Here is a 22,326-nt window from a genome sequence, read left to right as displayed (position 1 = left end):
TTTTCTAGCTCCCTAATTCCCGCCCCATCGCAATATAGGACTACGAAGTCGGTCGATCGCCGTACGGAGCTACCTCCAACAGTGCGTTGTCTGTTTGCTCACAAGTACCAAGGGGCGCAGATAGGTTTCGATCTAGGCTCAAAAGGTTTTTTCACAGGAAATAAATAACATTATATATATGGCAACAAAAGGTATTGTTAAGGGGATTGTCTCCAACCTCGTCACCATCGAGGTAGATGGCCCCGTGGCACAAAACGAAATTTGCTACATCACCGTCGCAGGTACACCTCTGATGAGTGAGGTGATTAAGGTGATCGGGAAGAACGCCTACGCACAGGTCTTCGAGAGTACTCGTGGCATGCGTATCGGCGACCCCGTTACTTTTGAGGGGCACATGCTCGAGGTAACCCTCGGGCCCGGTATGCTCGCCAAGAACTATGACGGCTTGCAGAACGACCTCGACAAGATGGATGGTGTCTTCCTGCAGCGAGGCTCATACACTTATCCGCTAGACGAAGGCAAGAAGTGGGCGTTCAAACCCATTGCTAGCGTAGGCGACCGAGTACAAGCGGGTAGCTGGCTCGGTGAGGTTGATGAGAACTATCAGCCGCACAAGATCATGGTACCATTCGTACTCGAAGGTAACTACACGATCAAGGCACTCAAGGGCGAAGGCGACTACACCGTCAAGGAAGTGATCGCCACCCTGACGGACGAGGACGGCAAGGATATTGATGTAACCATGGAGCAGAAGTGGCCCGTGAAGAAGGCTATACAGTGCTACCGTGAGAAGCCACGCCCCTTCAAGCTCCTAGAGACTGGCGTACGTGTGATCGATACTCTTAACCCAATCGTAGAGGGAGGCACCGGCTTCATACCCGGTCCCTTCGGTACAGGTAAGACGGTACTCCAGCACGCTATCAGTAAGCAGGCCGAGGCGGATATCGTGATTATCGCAGCCTGTGGGGAGCGTGCCAATGAGGTGGTAGAGATCTTCAAGGAGTTCCCAGAGCTACTCGACCCACATACAGGTCGCCACCTGATGGAGCGTACGATCATCATCGCCAATACCTCCAACATGCCCGTAGCCGCTCGTGAAGCCTCCGTTTATACCGCTATGACGATCGCCGAGTACTACCGCTCGATGGGGCTCAAGGTGCTCCTGATGGCAGACTCTACTAGCCGCTGGGCGCAGGCTCTGCGTGAGATGAGTAACCGTCTAGAAGAGCTGCCGGGGCCTGATGCCTTCCCGATGGACCTATCGGCCATTGTGGCTAACTTCTATGCTCGTGCTGGTTTCGTGTACCTAAACAATGGCAAGACTGGCTCAGTAACTTTCATCGGTACTGTGTCGCCAGCAGGGGGTAACCTCAAAGAGCCCGTAACCGAGAATACCAAGAAAGTAGCACGTTGCTTCTACGCCCTAGAGCAGGAGCGTGCCGACCGCAAGCGTTACCCTGCGGTGAACCCCATTGATAGTTATTCCAAATACCTAGAGTACCCCGAGTTTAAGGAGTACGTAGCCGAGCGTGTAGGTGCTGGCTGGGTAGAGAAAGTAGGTGAGATGAAGCAACGCCTACAGCAGGGTAAAGAAATCGCCGAGCAGATCAACATTCTAGGGGACGACGGTGTACCCTTGGAGTACCACATTACGTTCTGGAAGGCGGAGCTCATCGACTTTGTGATCCTACAGCAAGACGCTTTCGATAGTATCGACTGCAATTGCCCAATAGAGCGCCAAGAGTATATGGTGGCTCACGTGATCAAGGTATGTAATACAGAGTTTGAATTTGAGTCCTTCGCAGAGGTAGCTGGCTACTTCAAGGAGATGATCAATACCTTCAAGCAGATGAACTATGCCGAGTATCAGAGTGATGACTTCTACAAAGCAGAGCAACAGATGCTCGAAATCGTGAACCAACGTGCTAAATAGAATAAGGATATGACAGCAACAGCTTTTCAGAAGATATACACTAAAATTAGTAATATCACCAAGGCCACTTGTATGCTCCACGCTAGCGGTGTGGGCAACGAGGAGCTTGCAACCATAGACGGCCGTCTGGCTCAGGTAGTACGCATCATGGGTGATGAAGTAACCCTACAAGTCTTTGGTGGTACGGAGGGTATCGCAACCAATGCCGAGGTCGTATTCCTAGGCAAGGCTCCCTCGCTCAAGGTAGGCGATCAGCTCGTAGGGCGCTTCTTCAATGCCTACGGAGAGCCTATTGACGGCGGCCCCGAAGTATCGGGCAAAGAAATCGAGATTGGTGGCCCATCGGTAAACCCCGTGCGCCGTGAGCAACCCTCCGAGCTTATCGCCACAGGTATAGCAGGTATCGACCTAAACAATACCCTAGTGACGGGGCAGAAGATCCCATTCTTCGCAGACCCAGACCAACCTTTCAACGAGGTAATGGCTATGGTGGCCCTCAGAGCCAAGAGCGACAAGATTATCCTTGGGGGCATGGGTATGACCAACGATGACTTCCTGTTCTTCAAGAATACATTCAGCAACGCAGGTGCGCTTGACCGCATCATCAGCTTCATCAATACCACCGAAGACCCATCGGTAGAGCGTCTACTTATTCCCGATATGGCGCTGGCTGCTGCCGAATACTTCTCGGTAGAGAAAAAGGAGAAGGTACTAGTTCTGCTCACCGATATGACCAACTATGCCGACGCCTTGGCTATCGTATCCAATCGTATGGACCAGATTCCCTCCAAGGACGCTATGCCCGGCTCGCTCTACTCCGACCTTGCCAAGATTTACGAGAAGGCAGTACAGTTCCCCGACGGTGGTTCGATCACGATCATTGCCGTAACGACCCTCTCCGGTGGCGACATCACGCACGCTGTACCCGACAACACGGGGTATATCACCGAGGGACAGCTCTATCTGCGTAGGGACACCAACGTAGGCAAGGTGATCGTAGACCCATTCCGTTCGCTCTCTCGCCTCAAGCAGCTCGTTATCGGCAAGAAGACCCGAGAAGACCACCCACAGGTGATGAATGCTGCCGTACGCCTATTCTCTGATGCCGCAGGCGCACAGACGAAGATGGAGAACGGCTTCGACCTGACCGACTACGACGAACGTGCGCTTAGCTTCGCCGACGACTACTCTCGTGAGCTACTAGCTATCGACGTAAATGTAGACACCGAAGAGATGCTTAATACTGCTTGGCGACTCTTTGGCAAGTACTTCAAGCCCTCGGAGGTTAATATCAAGCAGCAACTCATAGATACTTATTGGACTAAGCAAGAGGCCTAAACAAATAACCTAACACCTTCCGCTTGCACCCATTATAGAGTGCCAAAGCACGGTATATAGGGTGCAGATGCAACCACCATAGGGTGCAAATGCACGCTATATAGGACGCAAAGAGGAGGTATTAGGCTAGCGAAATAAGAAGCAGGTATAATAAAATAATCAGTTACTGAATATGGCTATCAAATACAGAGTACTTACTAGAGAAGTACTACTAGGCAAGGATAAGGGCAAGAAAATGCAATTTGCCCAGTCGATCACGTCGAAGAAAATCACGTTCAAGCGTTTCTGCGAGGAGATTGCAGACGGAAGCACCGTGGGCAGCGCAGACGTCAAGGCGGTGCTGGACCGCATGGTTACAGTGCTGCGCCGACACATGCAGGACGGCGAGAGCGTGGACTGCGGTGAGCTAGGCACGTTTAGCCCTACATTCGGCTCGTCGGGCGTTCCCGTTGGCGAGGACTTCTCCGCCAAGGCTAGCATCCGTGATCCCAAAATTTCCTTCCGCCCCAAGCCCGCCTTCAAGGCACTTACGGACGTGAAGTTTGAGCGCATCAGCGCGGAGGAGGAGGCAGCTCGCAACGCAGCTACTGCCAAGAAGAAAGGCATCAAGCCCGGTGCGCCAAATACTGGTGGCACTGCGCCCGAAGGTGGCAACCCCGGTGCGTCCCCCCTACCAGAGGCTGGGCTGTAGCCACTAGAGGCGATTAGTCAGCAAATACGATAGTTGTATTAGCACTATGAAACTGCAAAGTATTAGAAACCGCATTGAGTATTTTCTGGCGACTTCAAGTGGCAGGGTGACTGCCTACATCGCTGGAGTAGTACTTGTTATTGTAGCAGGACTATCTCTTCTGCAGACATTCCATGTGCTTGAGAAGGGAACCATTCCCCTTCATTCACAATGCGAGTATTCATCGTCGTTGTCTGCTACCGTATTGTCAGGAGCTATATCCGTATCAGTAAAAAGGACAACTAAAGTAAGCATTAGGTTATGGCAGAAAATAAATTGGGAGGTGCTTTAGTGCGCTTCTTCGCCAGTCAATTATGGCGAGTAGTTACCTATATCTCATTAGCTATCTATGTGCCAACGGTAGTGATTAGCTTCCTTGAGTTTATCGGAGTGGTTGATGGCGTACTGAGTAGGCTTCCGCAGGGCATGCTATTCTTCATTATACTGTTCCTGCCTGCTCCACGCATGTTGTACACTGACGCTCGCAAGAAACAACAAATAAGTTCGCAAGAACACAGATAAAATGGCTATTAAGTTTCAGTATAACAAGACTTCGCTCCAACAACAGGAGAAAAACCTGAAGATGCGCGTGCGCACCCTGCCTACGATCAAGAGTAAGGAGAGCGCACTGCGCCAGCAGGTGAAGCAAACCAAGCGGGAGGTCGAGGCATTGGAACTAAAGCTCGAAGAAGATATTCGGGGCTATCAGAGCATGATGAGTTTATGGGACGAGTTCAATCCCGAGCTTATTCGTGTGGATCGTGTAGACCTATCCGTGCGCAAAGTCGCAGGTGTGGTACTACCCGTACTAGACGACATCCACTACGAGATCAAGCCCTTCAGCATTTTTAATGCACCCTCGTGGTACGCCCAAGGCATTGACCTGCTCAAAACCTTGGCCACTACGGGCATACAAGCCGAGTTCCTTCGCCTGAAGATGGAGTTCCTCGAACACGCCCGTAAGAAAACCACTCAGAAGGTTAATCTATTCGAGAAGGTTCAGATACCCGGCTATCAGGACGCTATACGTAAAATCAAACGCTTCCTAGAGGACGAAGAGAGTCTGTCGAAAAGTTCGCAGAAGATCATGCGTGCCAATCTGGAGAAGCGTGCGCAAAAAGAAGAGGAGGAAGCCGTATGATACAACGCATGAGCAAATACTCCTTCGTCATCTACCATAGAGAGTACGAGGAGTTCCTTCTGGCATTACGGGACTTGGGCGTGGTGCATATCACCGAGCGCAACAACCCCAAGGAGGTCGATCACCTCAAAGCGATGCTCGATCGGCGAGCCAACTTGGTGGCTCTGCGGCGTACTCTAGCGGACTATCTGCCAGAGGATATGCCAGAGCCTAAGCCTCTGCCTACTATAAGCGAAGAGGCAGGTGAGGCCGCTGTACAACAGCTCGAGCATGATCTAGCACAGCGCAGCAAAACGCTCTCGAGCATACAGCTCAAGCGTCAGGAGATCGCCGAGCAGGAGATTTGGGGCGACTTCGACCCTGCACAGATAGAGCGTCTAGGCGAGGCGGGCTACCGTCTGGCATTCTACACGATGCCTGCGACCGCTTTCACCGAGGATTATCAAGCAGAGTACGATGCCATCGCCATAGCTCGCAATGGGGCTAGCCAGTACTTCGTACGTCTAGAGCAGGCTGGCACTTCCCCCGCACCCGATGCCGAGGCGATCAAGCCACCAACCCATAGCCTTACAGATCTGCACAACGACCTTGCTATGCTAGAGCAGCGTCTAGAAGCCGAGAGTGAGGCTCTGCGTGCGACAGCTCTAGATAGGCTCATCGAGCTCAAGGCCTACGATAAACTCATAGATGACGACTATATGCTCGGCGCAGCACGCCTGCAAGCCGTAGGTCAAGCCGATGACAAGCTGATGCTCCTTGAGGGCTGGGTGCCAGCCGAGGGTGCCGAAGCGATGGAGCAGGCTCTTGCCCAGACGGGCTACTACTACCAGCAGGTAGAGATAGTCGATGAGGACAAGATCCCTATTCTTCTGAAGAATAACTTCTTCGCTCGCCTTTTTGAGCCGATTACTTCGATGTTTTCGCTACCGAATTACAGCGAAATCGACCAGACAGCACTCTTCGCTCCATTCTTCCTGCTCTTCTTTGGGCTTTGCTTCGGCGACGGAGGGTACGGGCTACTGGTATTTGTCCTTGCGACGATCTACCGCATCAAGACCAAAGACGGCAAAGATATGGCTCGCCTCTTGCAGTGGCTAGGCGGTGGTGCCTGTGTCATAGGCCTCTTGATGGGGACGTTCTTCGGTGTGACGTTAGGGTATGCCAAGGCGGAGGATTACTTCCTCAATCAAGACAATTTGATGAAGCTATCGGTCGTGCTGGGGCTTATTCAGATTTTCTTTGCCAAGGGGGTGGCGGCTTATAAGATCAAGGTGCAGCGTGGCGTCAAGTACTCGCTTGCTCCCTTCGCTTGGATTGCGATGCTTTTGGGGTTGGGTGCTATGATTCTACTACCTCGTTTGGAGCTAGAGCTACCTGCTTTCGTACCTTATATTATATATGGTATCGTCGGCGTGTCTGCCCTTGTGGCATTCTTCTACAATATGCCGGGCAAGAACCCATTCCTCAACTTCGGTTCGGCACTATGGACGGCCTACAATATGGCATCGGGCTTGCTGGGAGATACCCTCTCCTACATTCGTCTTTTTGCCATCGGTCTGACAGGGGGTATCCTTGGCGGCGTATTCAACCAGCTTGCCGTAGAGCAGACTGAGGGTTTGCCTTGGCTGGTACGTGTGCCCATGATGCTCCTAATCCTTCTGGTTGGCCACGGGCTAAATATCAGCTTGGCGATGATTAGTTCGTTCGTTCATCCGCTTCGTCTTACCTTTGTGGAGTTCTATAAGAATAGCGAGTTCGAGGGTGGCGGTAAGGCCTATCAACCTCTCAAGAAATAATTAAAAACAAAATCAAATAAACAACCTAAAAAGTTTTATCAGTATGAATGAAATGTTGGCGTACTTAGGCGTGGCTCTCATGGTCGGCCTAACTGGCATCGGTAGCTGTATCGGTGTGACGATTTGCGGTAACGCAGTAGTGGGATCTCTCAAGAAGAATCCCGATGCCCTAGGGCAATACATCGGTCTGACGGCTCTCCCCAGCTCTCAGGGGCTGTATGGATTCGTAGGCTTCTTCCTTGCCAAGCTAGCGATTGACAATATGATCGGCGCAGGTGGCGTAACGCCCTTTGCCGCATGGGCAATCCTAGGTGTAGGTCTAGCTCTCGGTGTGGTAGGTCTATTCTCTGCGATCCGTCAGGCTCAGGTTTGTGCCAATGGTATTCAGGCTATCGGTAATGGTAATAACGTATTCGGTAGCACTATGGTGGTAGCCGTATTCCCAGAGCTGTATGCGATCCTAGCTCTGCTGGTAGTGATCCTAACGATGCTCCCAATGATCTAATCTAACTTCGTAAGTCCATCAAGGCTGCACCACGACAACTCCTCGAGAGCTCGTGGTGCAGCTTTTATTTTATATCCACAAATAAGGCAAAACAAAAGAAAAATAAAGGTCTAGGGAGCTATTCATCAAAAGGTATTTAGTATCTTTGCGCTACATGTGTGCGCATTTTAATTAAATAGTTCTCAATACTAACAATAAACAGAAACAACAATGAAGGATTCTGTCATCTCTAACCTCATTCAAGAGGAGTATCAAAGGCAACTAAAGGGCATTGAGCTGATTGCCTCCGAGAATTTCGTAAGCGAAGACGTGATGCAGGCTATGGGTAGCTGTATGACCAATAAGTATGCCGAGGGGTATCCCGGTCGTCGCTACTATGGAGGCTGCGAGGTCGTAGACAAAAGCGAACAGATTGCAATCGATCGTCTCAAGGAACTATTCGGAGCTGAATGGGCCAACGTGCAACCTCACTCTGGAGCGCAGGCCAATATGGCTGTCTTGCTCGCTTGCCTAGAGCCCGGCGACACATTTATGGGACTAAATCTAGCACATGGCGGACACCTCTCGCACGGCTCACTGGTCAATAGCTCAGGGATACTCTACAAGCCAGTTGAGTACAACGTGGGCGAAGAGGACGGACGTGTAGACTACGATCAGATGGAAGCACGTGCCCTAGAGCATAAGCCTAAGCTCATCATCGGTGGGGGCTCGGCCTACACCCGTGAGTGGGACTACAAGCGTATGCGAGAGATTGCAGACAAGGTGGGAGCTATTTTCTTGGTAGATATGGCTCACCCAGCAGGGCTAATAGCTGCTGGCCTGCTCGATAACCCAATCAAGTATGCTCATATCGTTACCTCTACGACACACAAGACCCTGCGTGGCCCTCGTGGTGGGATTATCCTCATGGGTAAAGACTTCGACAATCCTTGGGGCAAGACCACACCCAAGGGCGAAATCAAAAAGATGTCTGCCCTACTCGACTCTGCCGTATTCCCCGGCGTACAGGGCGGCCCACTAGAGCATGTGATCGCTGCCAAGGCTGTTGCCTTCGGGGAGGCACTCAAACCAGAGTTTAAGCAGTATCAAGCACAGGTGCAGAAGAATGCTGCGGCTATGGCAGAAGCCTTCGTTAAGCGTGGATACAAGCTCATCTCTGGAGGGACAGATAACCATTGCTTGCTGATCGACCTACGTGCCAAATTCCCAGAGCTAACAGGTAAGGTGGCAGAGAAGGCTCTCGTAGAGGCAGATATTACTGTGAATAAAAATATGGTTCCTTTCGATAGCCGATCAGCTTTCCAAACGTCGGGTATCCGCATCGGAACTCCTGCGATCACGACACGTGGCGTCAAGGAGGATATGATGGAGATCATTGTAGATAAGATAGATCGTGTACTCTCGGCTCCAGAAGATCAGGCTGTGATCGCAGCCGTCCGTAAGGAGGTCAATGAGATGATGACTAAGTATCCAATCTACGCTTGGTAAGCCTCGACATATTCGCAAATAGCAAAGCAGTCAAGAAGAAGGAGGCTCGTTGCTTCGATTAGCTTAATGGTCGGGGCAAGGAGCTTCCTCCTTGTGCTTAAAATCAAACATCAATCAATATAAATCCGTATGAAAAAAACTTTGCTTAGCGTAGCTATGGCAGTAACTGGTCTACTCGTGGGCTGTACCCCACAGGTAGAGAAGACAACGCCCGAGTACGACAAGGGAATCAACATCATTCCTACTCCAAAAGAACTCGTAGAGGCCACAGGGCACTACGAACTAACCGAGAAGAGTAAGTTTATGGTCGAGGGCGACGAGGCCAAGACAATAGCCGAGTTCTTCGCTGCCAAGATCAAGAAGTCTACAGGCTATACCCTTGCCGTTGAGCAAGGGAGCAAGTCTTCTGGTACGATTAGCCTACGCATTGACCCCAGCCTTGGGCTCAAGGACGAAGGCTATACGCTCAAAAGCTCAGCCGAGGGCGTAGAAATCGTAGGTCAGACCGCCCATGGCCTCTTCTATGGTATGCAAACATTCTTGCAGCTACTGCCTGCCGAGATTGAGAGCCCCAAGGTGGTAAACAACGTACATTGGTACGCCTCTGCCGTAGACATCAAGGACGAACCCGAGTTTGGTTACCGTGGTATGCTCATAGATGTGTGCCGTCACTTCCTCACGGTGGACGAAATGAAGCGCCATATCGATGTGCTATCTATGTTCAAAATCAACCGTCTGCACTGGCATCTCACAGAAGACCAAGGCTGGCGTATCGAGATCAAGAAGTATCCTCGCCTAACTGAGGTAGGTAGCAAGCGTATCGAGGGCGATGGCACCGAGTACGGAGGCTTCTACACTCAGGAGGAAGTGAAAGAAATCGTAAGCTATGCACAGGAGCGCTTCGTAACAATTATTCCAGAGATCGAGCTACCGGGCCATGCTATGGGCGCTATCACAGCTTACCCAGAGCTAGCTTGTAACCCCAAAACACAGAAGGGTAATGACTACTCCGTACGCAACATCTGGGGGGTAGAGGTTGATGTGTACTGTGCTGGTAAGGAGAGCGTATTCGATTTCCTTGCAGACGTCATCGACGAAGTAGCTCCACTATTCCCCGGCGAATACTTCCACATCGGAGGTGACGAATGCCCCAAAGATCGCTGGAAGGTTTGTCCAAACTGCCAGAAGCGTATCAAGGAAGAGGGGCTCAAGGACGAGCACGAGCTACAGAGCTACGTGATCCGCAGAGCTCAAAAGATGCTAGAGAAGCATGGTAAGCGTCTTATCGGTTGGGACGAAATCCTAGAAGGAGGCCTTGCTCCCTCGGCAACCGTAATGAGTTGGCGTGGAGAAGAGGGCGGCATCACTAGTGCCAATATGGGGCACGACGTGATTATGACCCCCGGCAGTGGAGGTCTATACATCGACCACTATCAGGGTGATCCTAAAATTGAGCCCGTGGCAATCTGCTGCTATGCGCCACTTCAACAGGTCTATAACTATCACCCAATCCCAGAGGCCATTGCTCCAGACAAGCGTCACCACATACTAGGGGCACAGGTAAACGTATGGGCAGAGTATCTATACGACAATGCAATCCGTGAATACCGCTCATATCCTCGCACCCTAGCTCTAGCAGAGGCTGTTTGGTCGCCCAACGATCGTAAGAATTATGAAGACTTCTCTCGTCGTCTTAACAATGCTTATGTACGTCTAGACCAATATGGCGTAAACTACCACATTCCACAGCCAGAGCAACCTAATGGCTCTTGCAACTTCGTGGCATTCGTAGACTCCACTAAGCTAGAGCTTACCACGACAAGACCTATTAAGATTGTCTATACGCTAGACGGAAGCGAGCCTACTGCTAGCTCTACCGAGTACACTGCTCCTATCCTTGTAACAGAGAATAAGGTCATCAAGGTAGCCTCTGCTCTCCCAAGCGGTAAGCTAAGCCCAATCCGAGCTATTACTTTCGAGAAGCAGGCACTTAGCCCAGCCGTTGAGCTTACGGGCGTTAAGGATGGTCTTCGCACCAAAACTTCTGTTGGCGACTACATGCAGGCCTCAGACTTTGCTTCGGCCACCAACTGGACCGAGGGTACTATTGAGAAGATCTCCCAGATTATCCCAGACCGTCTAGTGAATAACTTCGACGAGTTCGCACGTAAGGCTGTGGTAGCCGAGGGCTACATCGAGGTACCAGAAGATGGTGTGTACTTCTTCTCAACCAACAATGACGAATTCTGGATCGACGGAGAGAAGCTCATCGACAATGCTGGAGAGGTTAAGAAATTTAGCCGTAAGGATAAGAGCCGTGCCCTCAAGGCTGGCTTCCACCCCGTGAAGGTAGTCTTCGTTGGTGCTATCCACGGCGGATTCCCAAGCTACTGGGACGATGGTCGCGTGACGATGCGCCTCTCTACCAGCAAGGAGTTTAAGGATATTCGCTTTGTAATGGGTCAGCCAGTGAACAACTAAACCACCCAACTCGCCCTAGTCGTAACTTATAGAGATCGGTGCCATATCCATAAGGGTGTGGCACCGATTATTTTATTCTAGAGCTTGCTGCCAATGGCACTCTCCCCCTTCGCTCTAGGAGTATAAATGTTGCAGACTGATTTGCTGCAGATTTGAGATAATCTCATTACCTTTATCCACGTATTACTAAAATAAAGTCAAACGATTAGATGTAATTCATCATGAAGCAAACTCCATTCACCGCTATTCATCAAAGCCTAGGAGCTAAGATGCACGAATTCGCTGGCTATAATATGCCTATTGAATACACCACGGGCATCATTGACGAACACATGACCGTAGTCAATGGTGTGGGTGTATTTGATGTGTCGCACATGGGCGAGTTCTGGGTCAAAGGTCCTAAGGCTCTTCAGTTCCTACAAGACATCACGAGCAACGATGTTTCTAAACTCAAAGTAGGCGATATCCAATACACTTGCTTCCCCAACGATCGTGGCGGTATCATAGACGATATGCTCGTCTACCGCTACGAAGATGAGAAATATATGCTTGTAGTCAATGCAGCTAATATGGACAAAGACTGGGCGTGGTGCGTTGCACATAATCAAGTAGGAGCAGAGCTAGAGAATAGCAGTGACAACATCGGTCAGCTCGCCATACAAGGGCCTCTAGCTACGAAAGTGCTACAGAAGCTCACGGATATAGACCTAAGCCAAATCCCCTACTACACGTTTAAGGTAGGGAAGTTCGCAGGCTGCGACAATGTGATCCTATCCAACACTGGCTATACAGGTGCTGGAGGCTTCGAGATTTACTTCTACCCCCAAGATGGTGAGAAGATCTGGCACGCAATCTTCGAGGCTGGTGCCGAGGAAGGCATCAAGCCTATTGGTCTAGGCGCTAGAGATACGCTACGTCTAGAGATGGGATTCTGCCTCTACGGCAACGATATTACAGACGAGACCTCTCCACTAGAGGCTGGTTTAGGCTGGATTACCAAGTTTGCCGAAGGGAAAAACTTCCCCTCTCGTGCTATGCTTGAGCAGCAAAAAGCCGAGGGAGTAGCTCGCAAACTCATTGCCTTTAAGCTAAAAGACAAAGGGGTACCCCGCAGTCACTACGAGATCGCAGACGAAGCAGGCAACATCATCGGAGAAGTTACCTCTGGCACGATGTCACCAAGTCTGAAGATCGGTATCGGTATGGGCTACGTCAAGAAAGAGCATAGCACAGTAGGCACCAAGATCTACATCGTAGTACGTGGACGCAAGCTAGAGGCAGAGATCGTTAAGCCTCCTATGCGTATCCAATAGCCTAGCGATCACAAGCACAAGGCATAGTCTGGCATACTGCCTACTCGTCTTGGAGGAGCATATCGTGAGCCATTTATAGATGGCTCATGGTATGCTCCTCATCTATTATCGTATTCGCAGGTCTAACAATACCAAAATAAACCCTCAATTCGACCTTTTTATCTAAGTTTGTGTTATCATAATATATTTAGAAACAAAGCCAAGATAATGAATATAGCAGTCATCGCCGTTTCTCCTGCAGGTCAGCAGATAGCTCGCCTCCTTCTAGGCGAGTATCCCCAAGAAATCAGTATTTTCTCCCCTCATGCAGGCGAGAGCGTAGAGCAAATCTCCGATATCAAGACATTCACAGCTGAGAGATTTCATCAGTATGACGCATGGGTCTTCATCGGGGCTATGGGGATCTGCGTGCGAAGCATCGCCCCACATATCCAACACAAGTACCAAGACCCTGCGGTCATCAACATAGATAGTACGGGGCGGTTCGTTGTTTCTGTTCTCTCTGGGCATATTGGTGGGGCAAACGAATTGACGAATCGGATTGCTGCGACACTGGGGGCAGAAGCCGTAGTGAGCACGCAAACAGACAATACGGGGCTATGGGCACTTGACTTGCTCGGGCGGAAATACGGCTGGAAGACCATCAACAACTGCGACGGGCTAAACCGCCCCATTGCACTATACACCAACGAGCGAAAGACTGCACTGCTACTTGAGGTCAAAGACCGAGGGACTTTCGACCTTGAGCGTAGCAAAGCCTCGCACGTAGACGTTTTCTACAAGAGAGAGAGTTTCCGCCCAGAAGACTATGAATTAATTCTTGTTGTCAGCCCAAGACGATACGAAACCACAACTCCGACGATACAGTTTATTCCTCGTGTCCTAACTCTTGGCTTGGGGTGTCGCTATCAGTGCGATCCGCTTGATATACCACAGTACATCGAAGAGCAGATTAGGGAGAGAGGGTTCTTCCCCGAGGCGATTTGCCGCATTGGCACGATTGATCTCAAGAAAGATGAACCACTGCTCCACGAGCTATTGAGCCGCTGGAATATCGCCCAAGCCAACATCTACACGGCCGAGGATCTAGCGCCCGTAGAGATCCCGAACCCTTCGCAAAAGGTCTATGAGGTAACAGGCGTCTATGGCGTAGCGGAGAGCTCAGCTCGACTATCAGCTCGGCTTGGCTCGATACTCATCGAGAAGCAAAAAGGTATGATCCACAAAGGGAATGACTTCACATTTGCTCTCGCCATAGATCGCGAGGCTGAGCGACGTGGGCACATCGAGATCGTAGGAGCTGGCCCCGGAGATCCTGATCTATGCTCCATACGTGGCCGAGCGTTCCTAGAGATAGCAGACCTAATCCTCTATGCTGGGAGCTTGGTCCCTCGCGCTCTGACAGATTGCGCCAAGCCAACTGCTACGGTCAGGAGCTCAGCGTCGATGAATCTAGAAGAGCAATTCACCATTATGAAGGAGTTCTACGACAAAGGGCTACTAGTAGTTCGCCTACACACGGGCGACCCCTGCATCTACGGAGCTATTCAGGAGCAGATGGCTTTCTTCGACCAGTACAATATGAGCTATCATATTACCCCGGGTATCTCTTCCTTCCAAGCTGCCGCAGCTGCCCTACGCTCCCAGTTCACAATCCCCGAAAAAACGCAGACTATTATCCTTACTCGTGGGGAAGGGCGCACACCGATGCCTGACAAAGAGAAGCTCCACATGCTCGCTCGCTCACAGAGTACGATGTGTATCTTCCTCTCAGCTGGTATTGTGGACGATGTGCAAGCTCAGCTCCTAGAACATTACCCTCCGACAACGCCAGTAGCAGCATGCTACCACTTAACGTGGCCAGATGAGCGCATCTATCGAGGGGAGCTACAAAACCTTGCCGAGATCGTCAAAAGCAATAACCTTACCCTGACGACAATGATCGTCGTAGGCGAAGCTATTGACAATCGTAAGGGGCTATCCCGCCTATACGCAGACGAATTTAAGCACCTATTCCGCCGATGATACTCGTTTATGGTGGCACAACCGAGGGGCGAGTCGTTTGCTCTGTTCTTGATGAATCCGGGCGTGAATACTACTACTCAACCAAAGGTGATACACAGCAGGTAGACCTCGTACATGGGGTTCGCCTCACGGGAGCAATGAATGAGGAGGCGATGAAAACCTTTATCCAAAAGCAGGATATTCGCCTTGTCATCGATGCAGCACACCCCTTCGCAGCCGAGCTGCACCGCACCATTGGTCTAGCCACTGCTGCCCTTGGGATCCCTGTGGTACGCTACGAACGTCGCTATCCCCCACTCGACCCACGTATCATTCCCTGCGAGAACTACGAGGAGATGGCTCAGTGCCTCCTAGCTCAGCCTGCTCATAGACTACTTGCGCTCACGGGAGTCAATACGATACCACACCTCAGAGCTTTCTGGTCAAAGCGAGAAACCTTCTTCCGTATTCTCGATCGTGACGACTCACGAGAAAAAGCCGAAGCCGCAGGTTTCCCAGCCTCACACATCAAATACTTCGCCGAGGGAGAAGACCAAAAGCTCTTCAACGAAATAAACCCCGATGCAGTGATCACAAAAGAAAGTGGAGAGAGCGGTTTTTTTGACGAAAAAATAGCTCCTGCACTTGCCGCAGGTGTACCTATCTATATGATTACTCGCCCCCGTCTGCCAGATCACTACCAAATGGTCAATGGCCCTGTAGGGCTTCGCAAGGCGGTGGAGCGAATTGTGCCAGAGTTCTTCCCTCTAAAAACGGGCTTTACCACTGGAACTACTGCTACGGCAGCTACAGTGGCAGCTCTGCGTGGGCTACTCTACGGCGAGCAAACCGATTCGGCAGAGGTAACACTGCCTAGCGGAGAAACCGTGTCGCTCCCTATCCAGAGTGTTGAGCCGACAGCCAAAGGCTATTTAGCCAAGGCAATCAAGCACTCTGGCGACGACCCCGATGTTACTAATGGAACTGAAATATGGTCAGAGGTTACACTGGCGAGCGACCTATCCGAGGTACGCTTTCTACAAGGCGTAGGGGTCGGCATAGTAACGCTCCCGGGCATAGGGATAGAGGTCGGAGAGCCTGCTATCAACGCCACTCCAAGGCGAATGATGACCGATGAAGTCCGTAAACTAATCCCCGAGGGGGGCGTGGATATACGTATCAGCATTCCAGATGGGGAGGAGCTCGCCAAGAAGACATTTAATCCAAGGCTTGGGATCGTCGGGGGGATATCCGTCATAGGCACTTCAGGGGTAGTCAAACCTTTCTCTTCCGAAGCCTTCATCGCCTCAATAGCACGCCAAACGAATGTAGCCTTGGCTCTTGGAGCAGATACGATCGTCATCAATAGCGGTGCCAAAAGTGAAAATTACCTCAAGGCTGCTTTCCCTATTTTGCCACCGCAGTCCTTCGTCCAGTATGGTAACTTCATAGGCGAAACCCTTGCCAAGCTAGCCGAGCATAGAGTGCCTCGTATCTATATGGGTATTATGCTTGGTAAGGCAGTGAAGCTAGCCGAGGGTAATCTCGACACGCATAGCAAGAAGGTAGTTATGAATAGGGACTTTCTGCACCAAGCAGCCACCGCCTCGGCTTGTAGCGCTCAAGCTCATGAGCTCATAGACCGCATCACATTAGCTAGAGAACTGTGGACGGAACTAGGGCTTGACGATCTCGACAAACTGATGTGCTATATTACCGATGCTTGCTACGGGGCTAGCAAAAAGCTCGTCCCCGATAGCAAACTGAGCATCCTACTCATTGACGATGAAGGGCAGATTAGGTATTCATATCCAAGAGAGTTTATCGAGAGCCTAGCAGGGCAATAGCTATTACAAGAGTACAACAAAAACATCGCAGCCGAAGACTAACCTAATAGTTCTTCAGCTGCGATGTTTATTTTCTAATAACCAATGAGGCGCTAAGCATCTGCGAGTTTGCCAGCGGCTTTGGCTTTGGCCAACCACTCTGGCACCGTCGTGTGGATAAATTGCTCCTTGGCACTCTCCTCAGCTTCCATATCTAGACCGATATACTTCTGAGCCTTAGCCTTGGTTGAAACATCGGGTAGAGGCACATCGCCGACATACCCGTTGCTTGCCAATACTTTATGGATAGCCAACCGTGCTTGCTGTGCTCGATCTAACCCGTGAGAGAGAATACGTTGAATCTCTTGTGGAGCATGGAAAGAAGCTCCGTGAGAGGCCACACCGAAATCCCAGCGCCACTGAGCCTGTCTGATGAGTTGTAGTGCCTCATGCATCTGCTCTTCTTTTGCACCATGCTGCCAAGCGAATTGAGCTTCGAGATGCGCTTTAGCCAACTCCTGCTCTAGTCTATTACGTGTTTCATTGGCTTTGCGCTGACGCTCGTAAACATTATTGCGTAGTGTTTCTTCGCTCTCACGATGACAAACTTGACAAGTGCGGTCGATCATATTGAGAGGGCTCTGAATGTGATGATCACTAAACTTCAAACCTCCCTCACTCTTATAGGGCATATGACAGTCGGCACAAGACACACCTCTCTGCCCATGGATACCCATCTGTGATATCTCGTAGTCTGGGTGCTGAGCCTTGAGGATCGGTGCTTTACTTAGGGTATGGATATAGTCGTAGTATCTATGCTCATCGTAGTAGGCCTCCATATCTTCCATTGTGAAGCCCTTATCCCAAGGAAAAGTAAGATACTTGCCATCTCCTCTGAAGTAATACTCTACATGGCACTGAGCACAGACTAGCGAACGCATCTCCTGTGGTGTCGCTTTGGAGATGTCACGCCCCTGACGCTCAAATGCCTCTACAAGTGCAGGACGGCTGATGTGCAGGTTCATCGTTTCTGAGTCGTGACAGTCTGAGCAGCCAATGGGATTAACAATCTCCTCTCCCATGGCCGACCATTTGTTCTTGTAAAACTCTGCTACACCTAGCTCCTGCATCATACGAGGCACATCTGGGCTCTTACACACCCAGCAAGTAGCGGGTTGAGGTTCTTTGCCAGTAACAGTAGGAGAGCCAACACGTAGCGTACGTGTCACATCTTCTACCGCATGCATGTGCCCACGAGGAGTCGTGTAGTCTTTGGAGAATGCATATCCAGCCCAGAGAATAACCATCTCGGGCCTCTGTGCTAGGACATCGACAGCCTCACTCCCATTAAATTCGCTCTTGAAGTCCGTCTGAGCGGTTTCTGTCCAAGTTTGATACTGGCGAGGGAAGTCGTCGCGGAATAAATCGTTACGTGCCACAATACCTTTCATCTTGGTCTTGCGGTTGTTGTAGATGCTGGCCACCTCGGCGCGTCGCTCCATGAGAGCCGAAACGCATAGTCCGAGAAAGAAGACGACGATCATCGATCCTCCGAACAATGCCCAGCTTTGCCAAGGTTTAAGATTCCGTTTCATTGTTGTATCCGAGGTATTAAGTGAATAGCTCTAATTAATCATTTTCTTTAGCCACTCTGGGACAGGGCTAGGAGGATGAGGCACGATGGCCGAGGGAGTGGAGGAGATCGCATTTTGTCCTCCGTGTGGTACATCTCGATGACAATCCCAGCAGGCTTTGCCTGCACCAACTTGAGCCATCATATAATCAATCCTTCCCGTGGTCACAAACTCTGTATTGAGCTGAGTGTGGCAGCGAATACAATTATTCATAATGACTTGCGAACCGGGAGTGTGAGCTTGGATCACTTCTGGCTCGGTATTGGTGAGGAAAACGTAGACATGGCGCATACCATCTCTCGCTTTCACAGCCCACTTTCTCACAAAGTTTTCATGAGGGATATGACAGTCATTGCAAGTTGCATTGCGAGCGTGTGAGCTATGGGACCACGAAGCATAGTAGGGCGTCATGACGTGACAGTTCATACAAGCGGCGGGGGCGTCTGTGACGAGGGTGTGCGCACGCAAGTGGTATAGGAATAGCCCGAAGCCTCCAACGAAAGAGCCTGCTAGAACTAGGGCGGCTACTTTCCAATTACGTGTCGGCAATAGCCGATTGACAACAGAACATTTCATAACATTAAACCATTAGTCCTAAGGCAAATATATAAAATATTATTGACTCCACAATTTTTGTTGGAGATCCTCCTTTGGCGATAGGCTCTTCTGTGAGCAGTCGCCTAGTGCTTCCAGCAGAGCGGTAATACTATGATACTGGCTCGAGGCGTCCTCTGTATGTAGGAGCCAAAGATCTTCCTTGACGAGCACTCTAGGCGTAGTGATACAATCTACCTGTACGGGCAAGAAACCAACACGCTTAAATGCTTTGAGTGTCCAAAGATATCGAAGGCCTTGGCCCTGTACGACAATATGGCGTGCTTGCTCTAGCTGCACGGAGAACTCGGCTCGCTCGGAGTCGTAGCTTAGCTTATCGCTGCCGAAGACACGTTCTATCTCTCCTTGTAGCACTAGGTCCTCGGGGCTAGCCGAGGATATCTGGCCCGACCGATCCATGAGCCAAATGGTGTCTGCCCACCCGAGAGCTAGATCAAGCTCATGCGTGGAGATAAGAATACTCTTCCCCATAAGCCGGGCAAGGTTGCGTAGCATCAAGACGACCTCTAGCCTAGAGGGTAGATCTAGATGCGCAGTGGGTTCGTCGAGCAATATGAGTGGCGTTTCCTGAGCTAAGGCACGGGCTATAAGTACACGCTGCTTCTCTCCGTCACTGAGCTGGCCAAAAGGCCTACCCTCCATACCCTCTAGGTTGCACACTCCAATAGCCTCTTCGATGCATAGTCTGTCTTGTACTGATAGGTGACCTAGGTAGCCAGTATGTGGGTGCCGACCAATGACGACGACGTCCCACACGGTCATATTATCGACTAAAATCCGCTCAGTAAGCACTAGGCTAAGCTGCCTAGCCCTGTCCTTCATTTTCATCTGACTAATACTCTGCCCTGAGATGAGGACATCACCAGAGATGGGTGGGAGCAGGCCGGCCATAGTGTGCATCAGAGTGGACTTCCCGCTCCCGTTTGGCCCCATAAGCATTACCATCTCCCCTTGACTAATAGACAGATTAAGGTTTCGTGAGATCACTCGCTGAGCCGATCGACCGCTACTATAGCCCGTAGAGAGCCCTTGCACTCGAATATTCTCGCCCTTCATAGTCTAACGAAATACCTGATTATTCTTTCTCCCTCTCATAATAACCCAAATCACAACAGGTGCCCCCAATAGAGATGTCAGCGCATTGATTGGGAGGACGAATTGATACCCGGGAACCTGCGTAAAGATATCGCAAATAAGCAGTAGCAGCGCCCCCGAGAGCATAGTCGCAGGAATAAGGATATGATGATCTGCCGTGCGAAATATCGTACGGACGAAGTGCGGTACGGCAATGCCAAGAAATGTAATCGGCCCTACAAAAGCAGTGATGCACCCAGTGACCAAACTTGTGATACCTACAAGAGCGACACGGGCGAGCGTGACGTTAGTGCCGACCGAGCGAGCGTAATGCTCGCCGAGATTAAGGGCATTCATCTGCTTGGGCATCAGCATAGAGAGCCCGAGCCCAAGCCCAATAATAGGGAGCATTAGACTAAGCTGCCGCCATGTCACACCAGATACACTCCCGAAGGACCAGAGCAGATAGGTCTTGAGTGTCGCTTCGCTACTAAAAAACTGTAATACCGAAATCACAGAGCTAGCCAAGAACCCAATCATAACGCCGACGATGAGGATCGAGATCATATCACCAAGACGACTAGCTACGAGGGAAATAACGAGCAACACCCCTACCGAGCCTAGACAAGCGGCTACGATGATTCCCCAGCTACTTGCTACGGCTGAAGAGATTATCAAGCTCGGGAAAAGGGTATAAGCCATAGTGTAGACCGCTACACCAACTCCAGCACCACTATTAATCCCGAGGATTGAGGTGTCGGCTAGAGGATTGCGAAATAGGCTCTGCATCTGTAACCCAGATATAGCGACTCCTGCCCCAACGAAGAGTGTTGCTAGCGCTTTGGGCAAACGGAAATTCTGCACTATATAGTTGTAGGTCGTATCAGTACTCCCAGAGAGTGCCTTGAGCACATCGCCAATGGGGATTGAGGTCGCCCCCCATACAATGTCGAGGACGAAAGCTAAGCAGATGCAAACGGCTATAAGTATGAACAGAAGTGTAGTACGTGCCTTCATCTCTTCAACTCCTGCCAGTAGGTGGTTTCATACTCGGGTAGTAGATCGGGGTGTGCGATCTTGATTAAATCCTTGAGTATGAGGTGTGGCTGATAGGGACCACTCTCCCATATATCATTACCTCCATACTCATTGATTCGTTTATTGTCTACCCAAACCGAGCCCGTCTGGGTAGCGTCAAAATGAGCATAGCGCTCGTTAGCACCAATGAAGTCCTCAAGGGTTCTGACCCCTCCTGCCACAGAGCTTAACCAAATCTTACTATGTCTGTGCCGGCTAAAAACATACTCAAAGCTCATGGGTTGGCTGGCAACTTGATTGGGCACGTAATCGTATCTAAGCCCTGCATCATGGAGCATTGCGGTGACATACGAGTATTCGCCCGGCACATACCACTGTCCCTTGTAGTCCTGACCGTAGAGAATAGGGATAGATTGACGATCTCCGCCTAGCAATGCTTGAGCTTGACGATACTCCTGCTCAATAACGTGGAACGTCTGCTCGGCTTGTCTGTTTCGCCCAAAAAGCATGCCCAGCATCTTGAGCCACTCCGCTCTGGCCAATAGAGTCTGCTCCTTCCACCCATTGAAGAGGACAATCTCGACACCAGAGGCTGTGAGATCTTCATCTTTGGCCGAGGCATCGGTGAAGGTCTGTATCAGTATCTCAGGTCTAACCGATAGGATCTGCTCCACATTGCGACTCATGCCGAGGCCTATATCTGCTATTTTCCCTTCGCTTACATATTGCCTCAAGATGCTATCGCTAATGTTGCGCACATCGCCACAAGCCACTAGCCTATCACGTAACCCCAAGAGCGGCAATGCTCCGATCTCGGTAGTGGAAATACAGCCGAGGGTGCGTGCAGGCACGGGGATAAAGCGTGCTTGAGCGGGAACTGTGTTAAGCTCTGGGCGGTGCCCTCTAGGATAGAGAATATAGACGGCTAGTGTGTCGGGCGAGTCTGGAGCGAAGACAACAACCTCTTTGTAGCCCTCCTCATTGGTTACACTCAAGCCTCTAGCATGGTCAAAGTGTACGATATGTGCAAAGTCCAGAGTATCTATCCCCCCCTCTACACGACTATGCTGGCCACTCCCCTCCCCGCTCGTACAGCCAGTAGATAGCAGTAGTGGTAGGAGCGATAGGAGTAAAAATATCTTTTTCATCAGTCTAAGTTTTGCTACGTATTTATTTATAGTACTGCCTACGCAGAGCGAGGAAGCATAGGCCTATATATCCAGCCTTTCGGATGCTCTAGTAAGCTTTGATCATCTTATTACAAGGAACAAATATAGCTAACTTAGCCGTTAGCACGCATAGCAATGGCGATATGCACATTCCTCCTTCCAGCGCAACAATGTTGATCTAAGTTAGTCCTAAAACTTGGCTTGGCGTTAGGTATCCTAGCCGTTTTCTGGGTCTTCGATT

17 protein-coding genes are annotated in these 22,326 nt (G+C 50.6%); 12 read left to right on the top strand and 5 right to left on the bottom strand.

All coding sequences use genetic code 11. The features are described 5' to 3' along the window. Nucleotides 1-178: 178 nt before the first annotated feature. The 12 genes from HQ41_RS04040 to cbiD all read left to right on the top strand — a co-directional run bounded on the left by HQ41_RS04040 (nt 179) and on the right by cbiD (nt 16,576). Nucleotides 179-1,933 carry a V-type ATP synthase subunit A gene (locus HQ41_RS04040; RefSeq protein ID WP_044188256.1) on the top strand — a complete coding sequence of 585 codons (1,755 nt, stop codon included), beginning with the start codon at nt 179-181 and terminating at the stop codon, nt 1,931-1,933. A gap of 9 nt (nt 1,934-1,942) precedes the next feature. After that, nucleotides 1,943-3,271 carry a V-type ATP synthase subunit B gene (locus HQ41_RS04035; protein WP_044188255.1) on the top strand — a complete coding sequence of 443 codons (1,329 nt, stop codon included), beginning with the start codon at nt 1,943-1,945 and terminating at the stop codon, nt 3,269-3,271. 172 nt (nt 3,272-3,443) lie between these two features. Next, on the top strand, nt 3,444-3,962 hold the full coding sequence (locus HQ41_RS04030; RefSeq protein ID WP_052405275.1) for an HU family DNA-binding protein: 519 nt from the start codon (nt 3,444-3,446) through the stop codon (nt 3,960-3,962). A 300-nt stretch (nt 3,963-4,262) separates the two neighbouring features. Continuing rightward, nucleotides 4,263-4,523, top strand: coding sequence for a hypothetical protein (locus HQ41_RS04020; RefSeq protein WP_044188254.1), 261 nt, complete (start codon nt 4,263-4,265; stop codon nt 4,521-4,523). 1 nt (nt 4,524) lies between these two features. After that, the gene (locus HQ41_RS04015) at nt 4,525-5,142 is read left to right on the top strand and encodes a V-type ATP synthase subunit D (protein WP_044188253.1); all 618 of its coding nucleotides are present in this window, start codon (nt 4,525-4,527) and stop codon (nt 5,140-5,142) included. After that, nucleotides 5,139-6,938: a V-type ATP synthase subunit I gene (locus HQ41_RS04010; protein WP_044188251.1), complete on the top strand. Its 1,800-nt coding sequence runs from the start codon at nt 5,139-5,141 to the stop codon at nt 6,936-6,938. Before HQ41_RS04015 ends, HQ41_RS04010 begins: the two co-directional genes overlap by 4 nt. 43 nt (nt 6,939-6,981) lie before the next feature. Next, on the top strand, nt 6,982-7,443 hold the full coding sequence (locus tag HQ41_RS04005) for an ATPase (RefSeq protein WP_044188249.1): 462 nt from the start codon (nt 6,982-6,984) through the stop codon (nt 7,441-7,443). 210 nt (nt 7,444-7,653) lie between these two features. Further along, complete coding sequence (glyA, locus tag HQ41_RS04000; RefSeq protein WP_044188247.1) at nt 7,654-8,931, top strand: serine hydroxymethyltransferase; 1,278 nt, start codon at nt 7,654-7,656, stop codon at nt 8,929-8,931. A gap of 129 nt (nt 8,932-9,060) precedes the next feature. Then, nucleotides 9,061-11,412: a family 20 glycosylhydrolase gene (locus HQ41_RS03995; RefSeq protein ID WP_044188245.1), complete on the top strand. Its 2,352-nt coding sequence runs from the start codon at nt 9,061-9,063 to the stop codon at nt 11,410-11,412. A gap of 221 nt (nt 11,413-11,633) precedes the next feature. After that, nucleotides 11,634-12,725 (top strand): glycine cleavage system aminomethyltransferase GcvT, encoded by a 1,092-nt coding sequence (gene gcvT / locus HQ41_RS03990; protein ID WP_044188244.1) that lies wholly within the window; start codon nt 11,634-11,636, stop codon nt 12,723-12,725. Nucleotides 12,726-12,932: 207 nt separating this feature from the next. Further along, nucleotides 12,933-14,750, top strand: coding sequence for a precorrin-4 C(11)-methyltransferase (gene cobM / locus HQ41_RS03985; RefSeq protein ID WP_044188242.1), 1,818 nt, complete (start codon nt 12,933-12,935; stop codon nt 14,748-14,750). Further along, a complete protein-coding gene (cbiD, locus tag HQ41_RS03980) occupies nt 14,747-16,576 on the top strand; it encodes a cobalt-precorrin-5B (C(1))-methyltransferase CbiD (protein ID WP_044188240.1) in 1,830 nt (609 codons plus the stop codon). The genes cobM and cbiD overlap by 4 nt, the downstream gene beginning before the upstream one ends. Before the next feature lie 92 nt (nt 16,577-16,668). Here the strand turns inward: cbiD and nrfA are convergent, their stop codons facing one another. From nrfA to HQ41_RS03955, 5 genes are read right to left on the bottom strand one after another with little or no spacing between them, the layout of a single operon-like run. After that, complete coding sequence (gene nrfA / locus HQ41_RS03975; protein ID WP_044188238.1) at nt 16,669-18,150, bottom strand: ammonia-forming cytochrome c nitrite reductase; 1,482 nt, start codon at nt 18,148-18,150, stop codon at nt 16,669-16,671. A gap of 30 nt (nt 18,151-18,180) precedes the next feature. Next, complete coding sequence (nrfH, locus tag HQ41_RS03970) at nt 18,181-18,765, bottom strand: cytochrome c nitrite reductase small subunit (RefSeq protein ID WP_044188236.1); 585 nt, start codon at nt 18,763-18,765, stop codon at nt 18,181-18,183. Nucleotides 18,766-18,804: 39 nt separating this feature from the next. Then, the gene (locus HQ41_RS03965) at nt 18,805-19,860 is read right to left on the bottom strand and encodes an ABC transporter ATP-binding protein (protein WP_044188235.1); all 1,056 of its coding nucleotides are present in this window, start codon (nt 19,858-19,860) and stop codon (nt 18,805-18,807) included. 3 nt (nt 19,861-19,863) lie between these two features. Then, the gene (locus HQ41_RS03960) at nt 19,864-20,895 is read right to left on the bottom strand and encodes an iron ABC transporter permease (RefSeq protein ID WP_044188233.1); all 1,032 of its coding nucleotides are present in this window, start codon (nt 20,893-20,895) and stop codon (nt 19,864-19,866) included. Next, a complete protein-coding gene (locus HQ41_RS03955) occupies nt 20,892-22,064 on the bottom strand; it encodes an ABC transporter substrate-binding protein (RefSeq protein WP_044188231.1) in 1,173 nt (390 codons plus the stop codon). The genes HQ41_RS03960 and HQ41_RS03955 overlap by 4 nt, the downstream gene beginning before the upstream one ends. Between the last annotated feature and the right edge of the window lie 262 nt (nt 22,065-22,326).

Origin of the sequence: Porphyromonas sp. COT-290 OH860, from assembly GCF_000768935.1 — a bacterium.
Lineage (GTDB): Bacteria > Bacteroidota > Bacteroidia > Bacteroidales > Porphyromonadaceae > Porphyromonas.
Note: the sequence above shows the minus strand (reverse complement) of the source record. Positions and strands in the feature narration are given on the sequence as shown.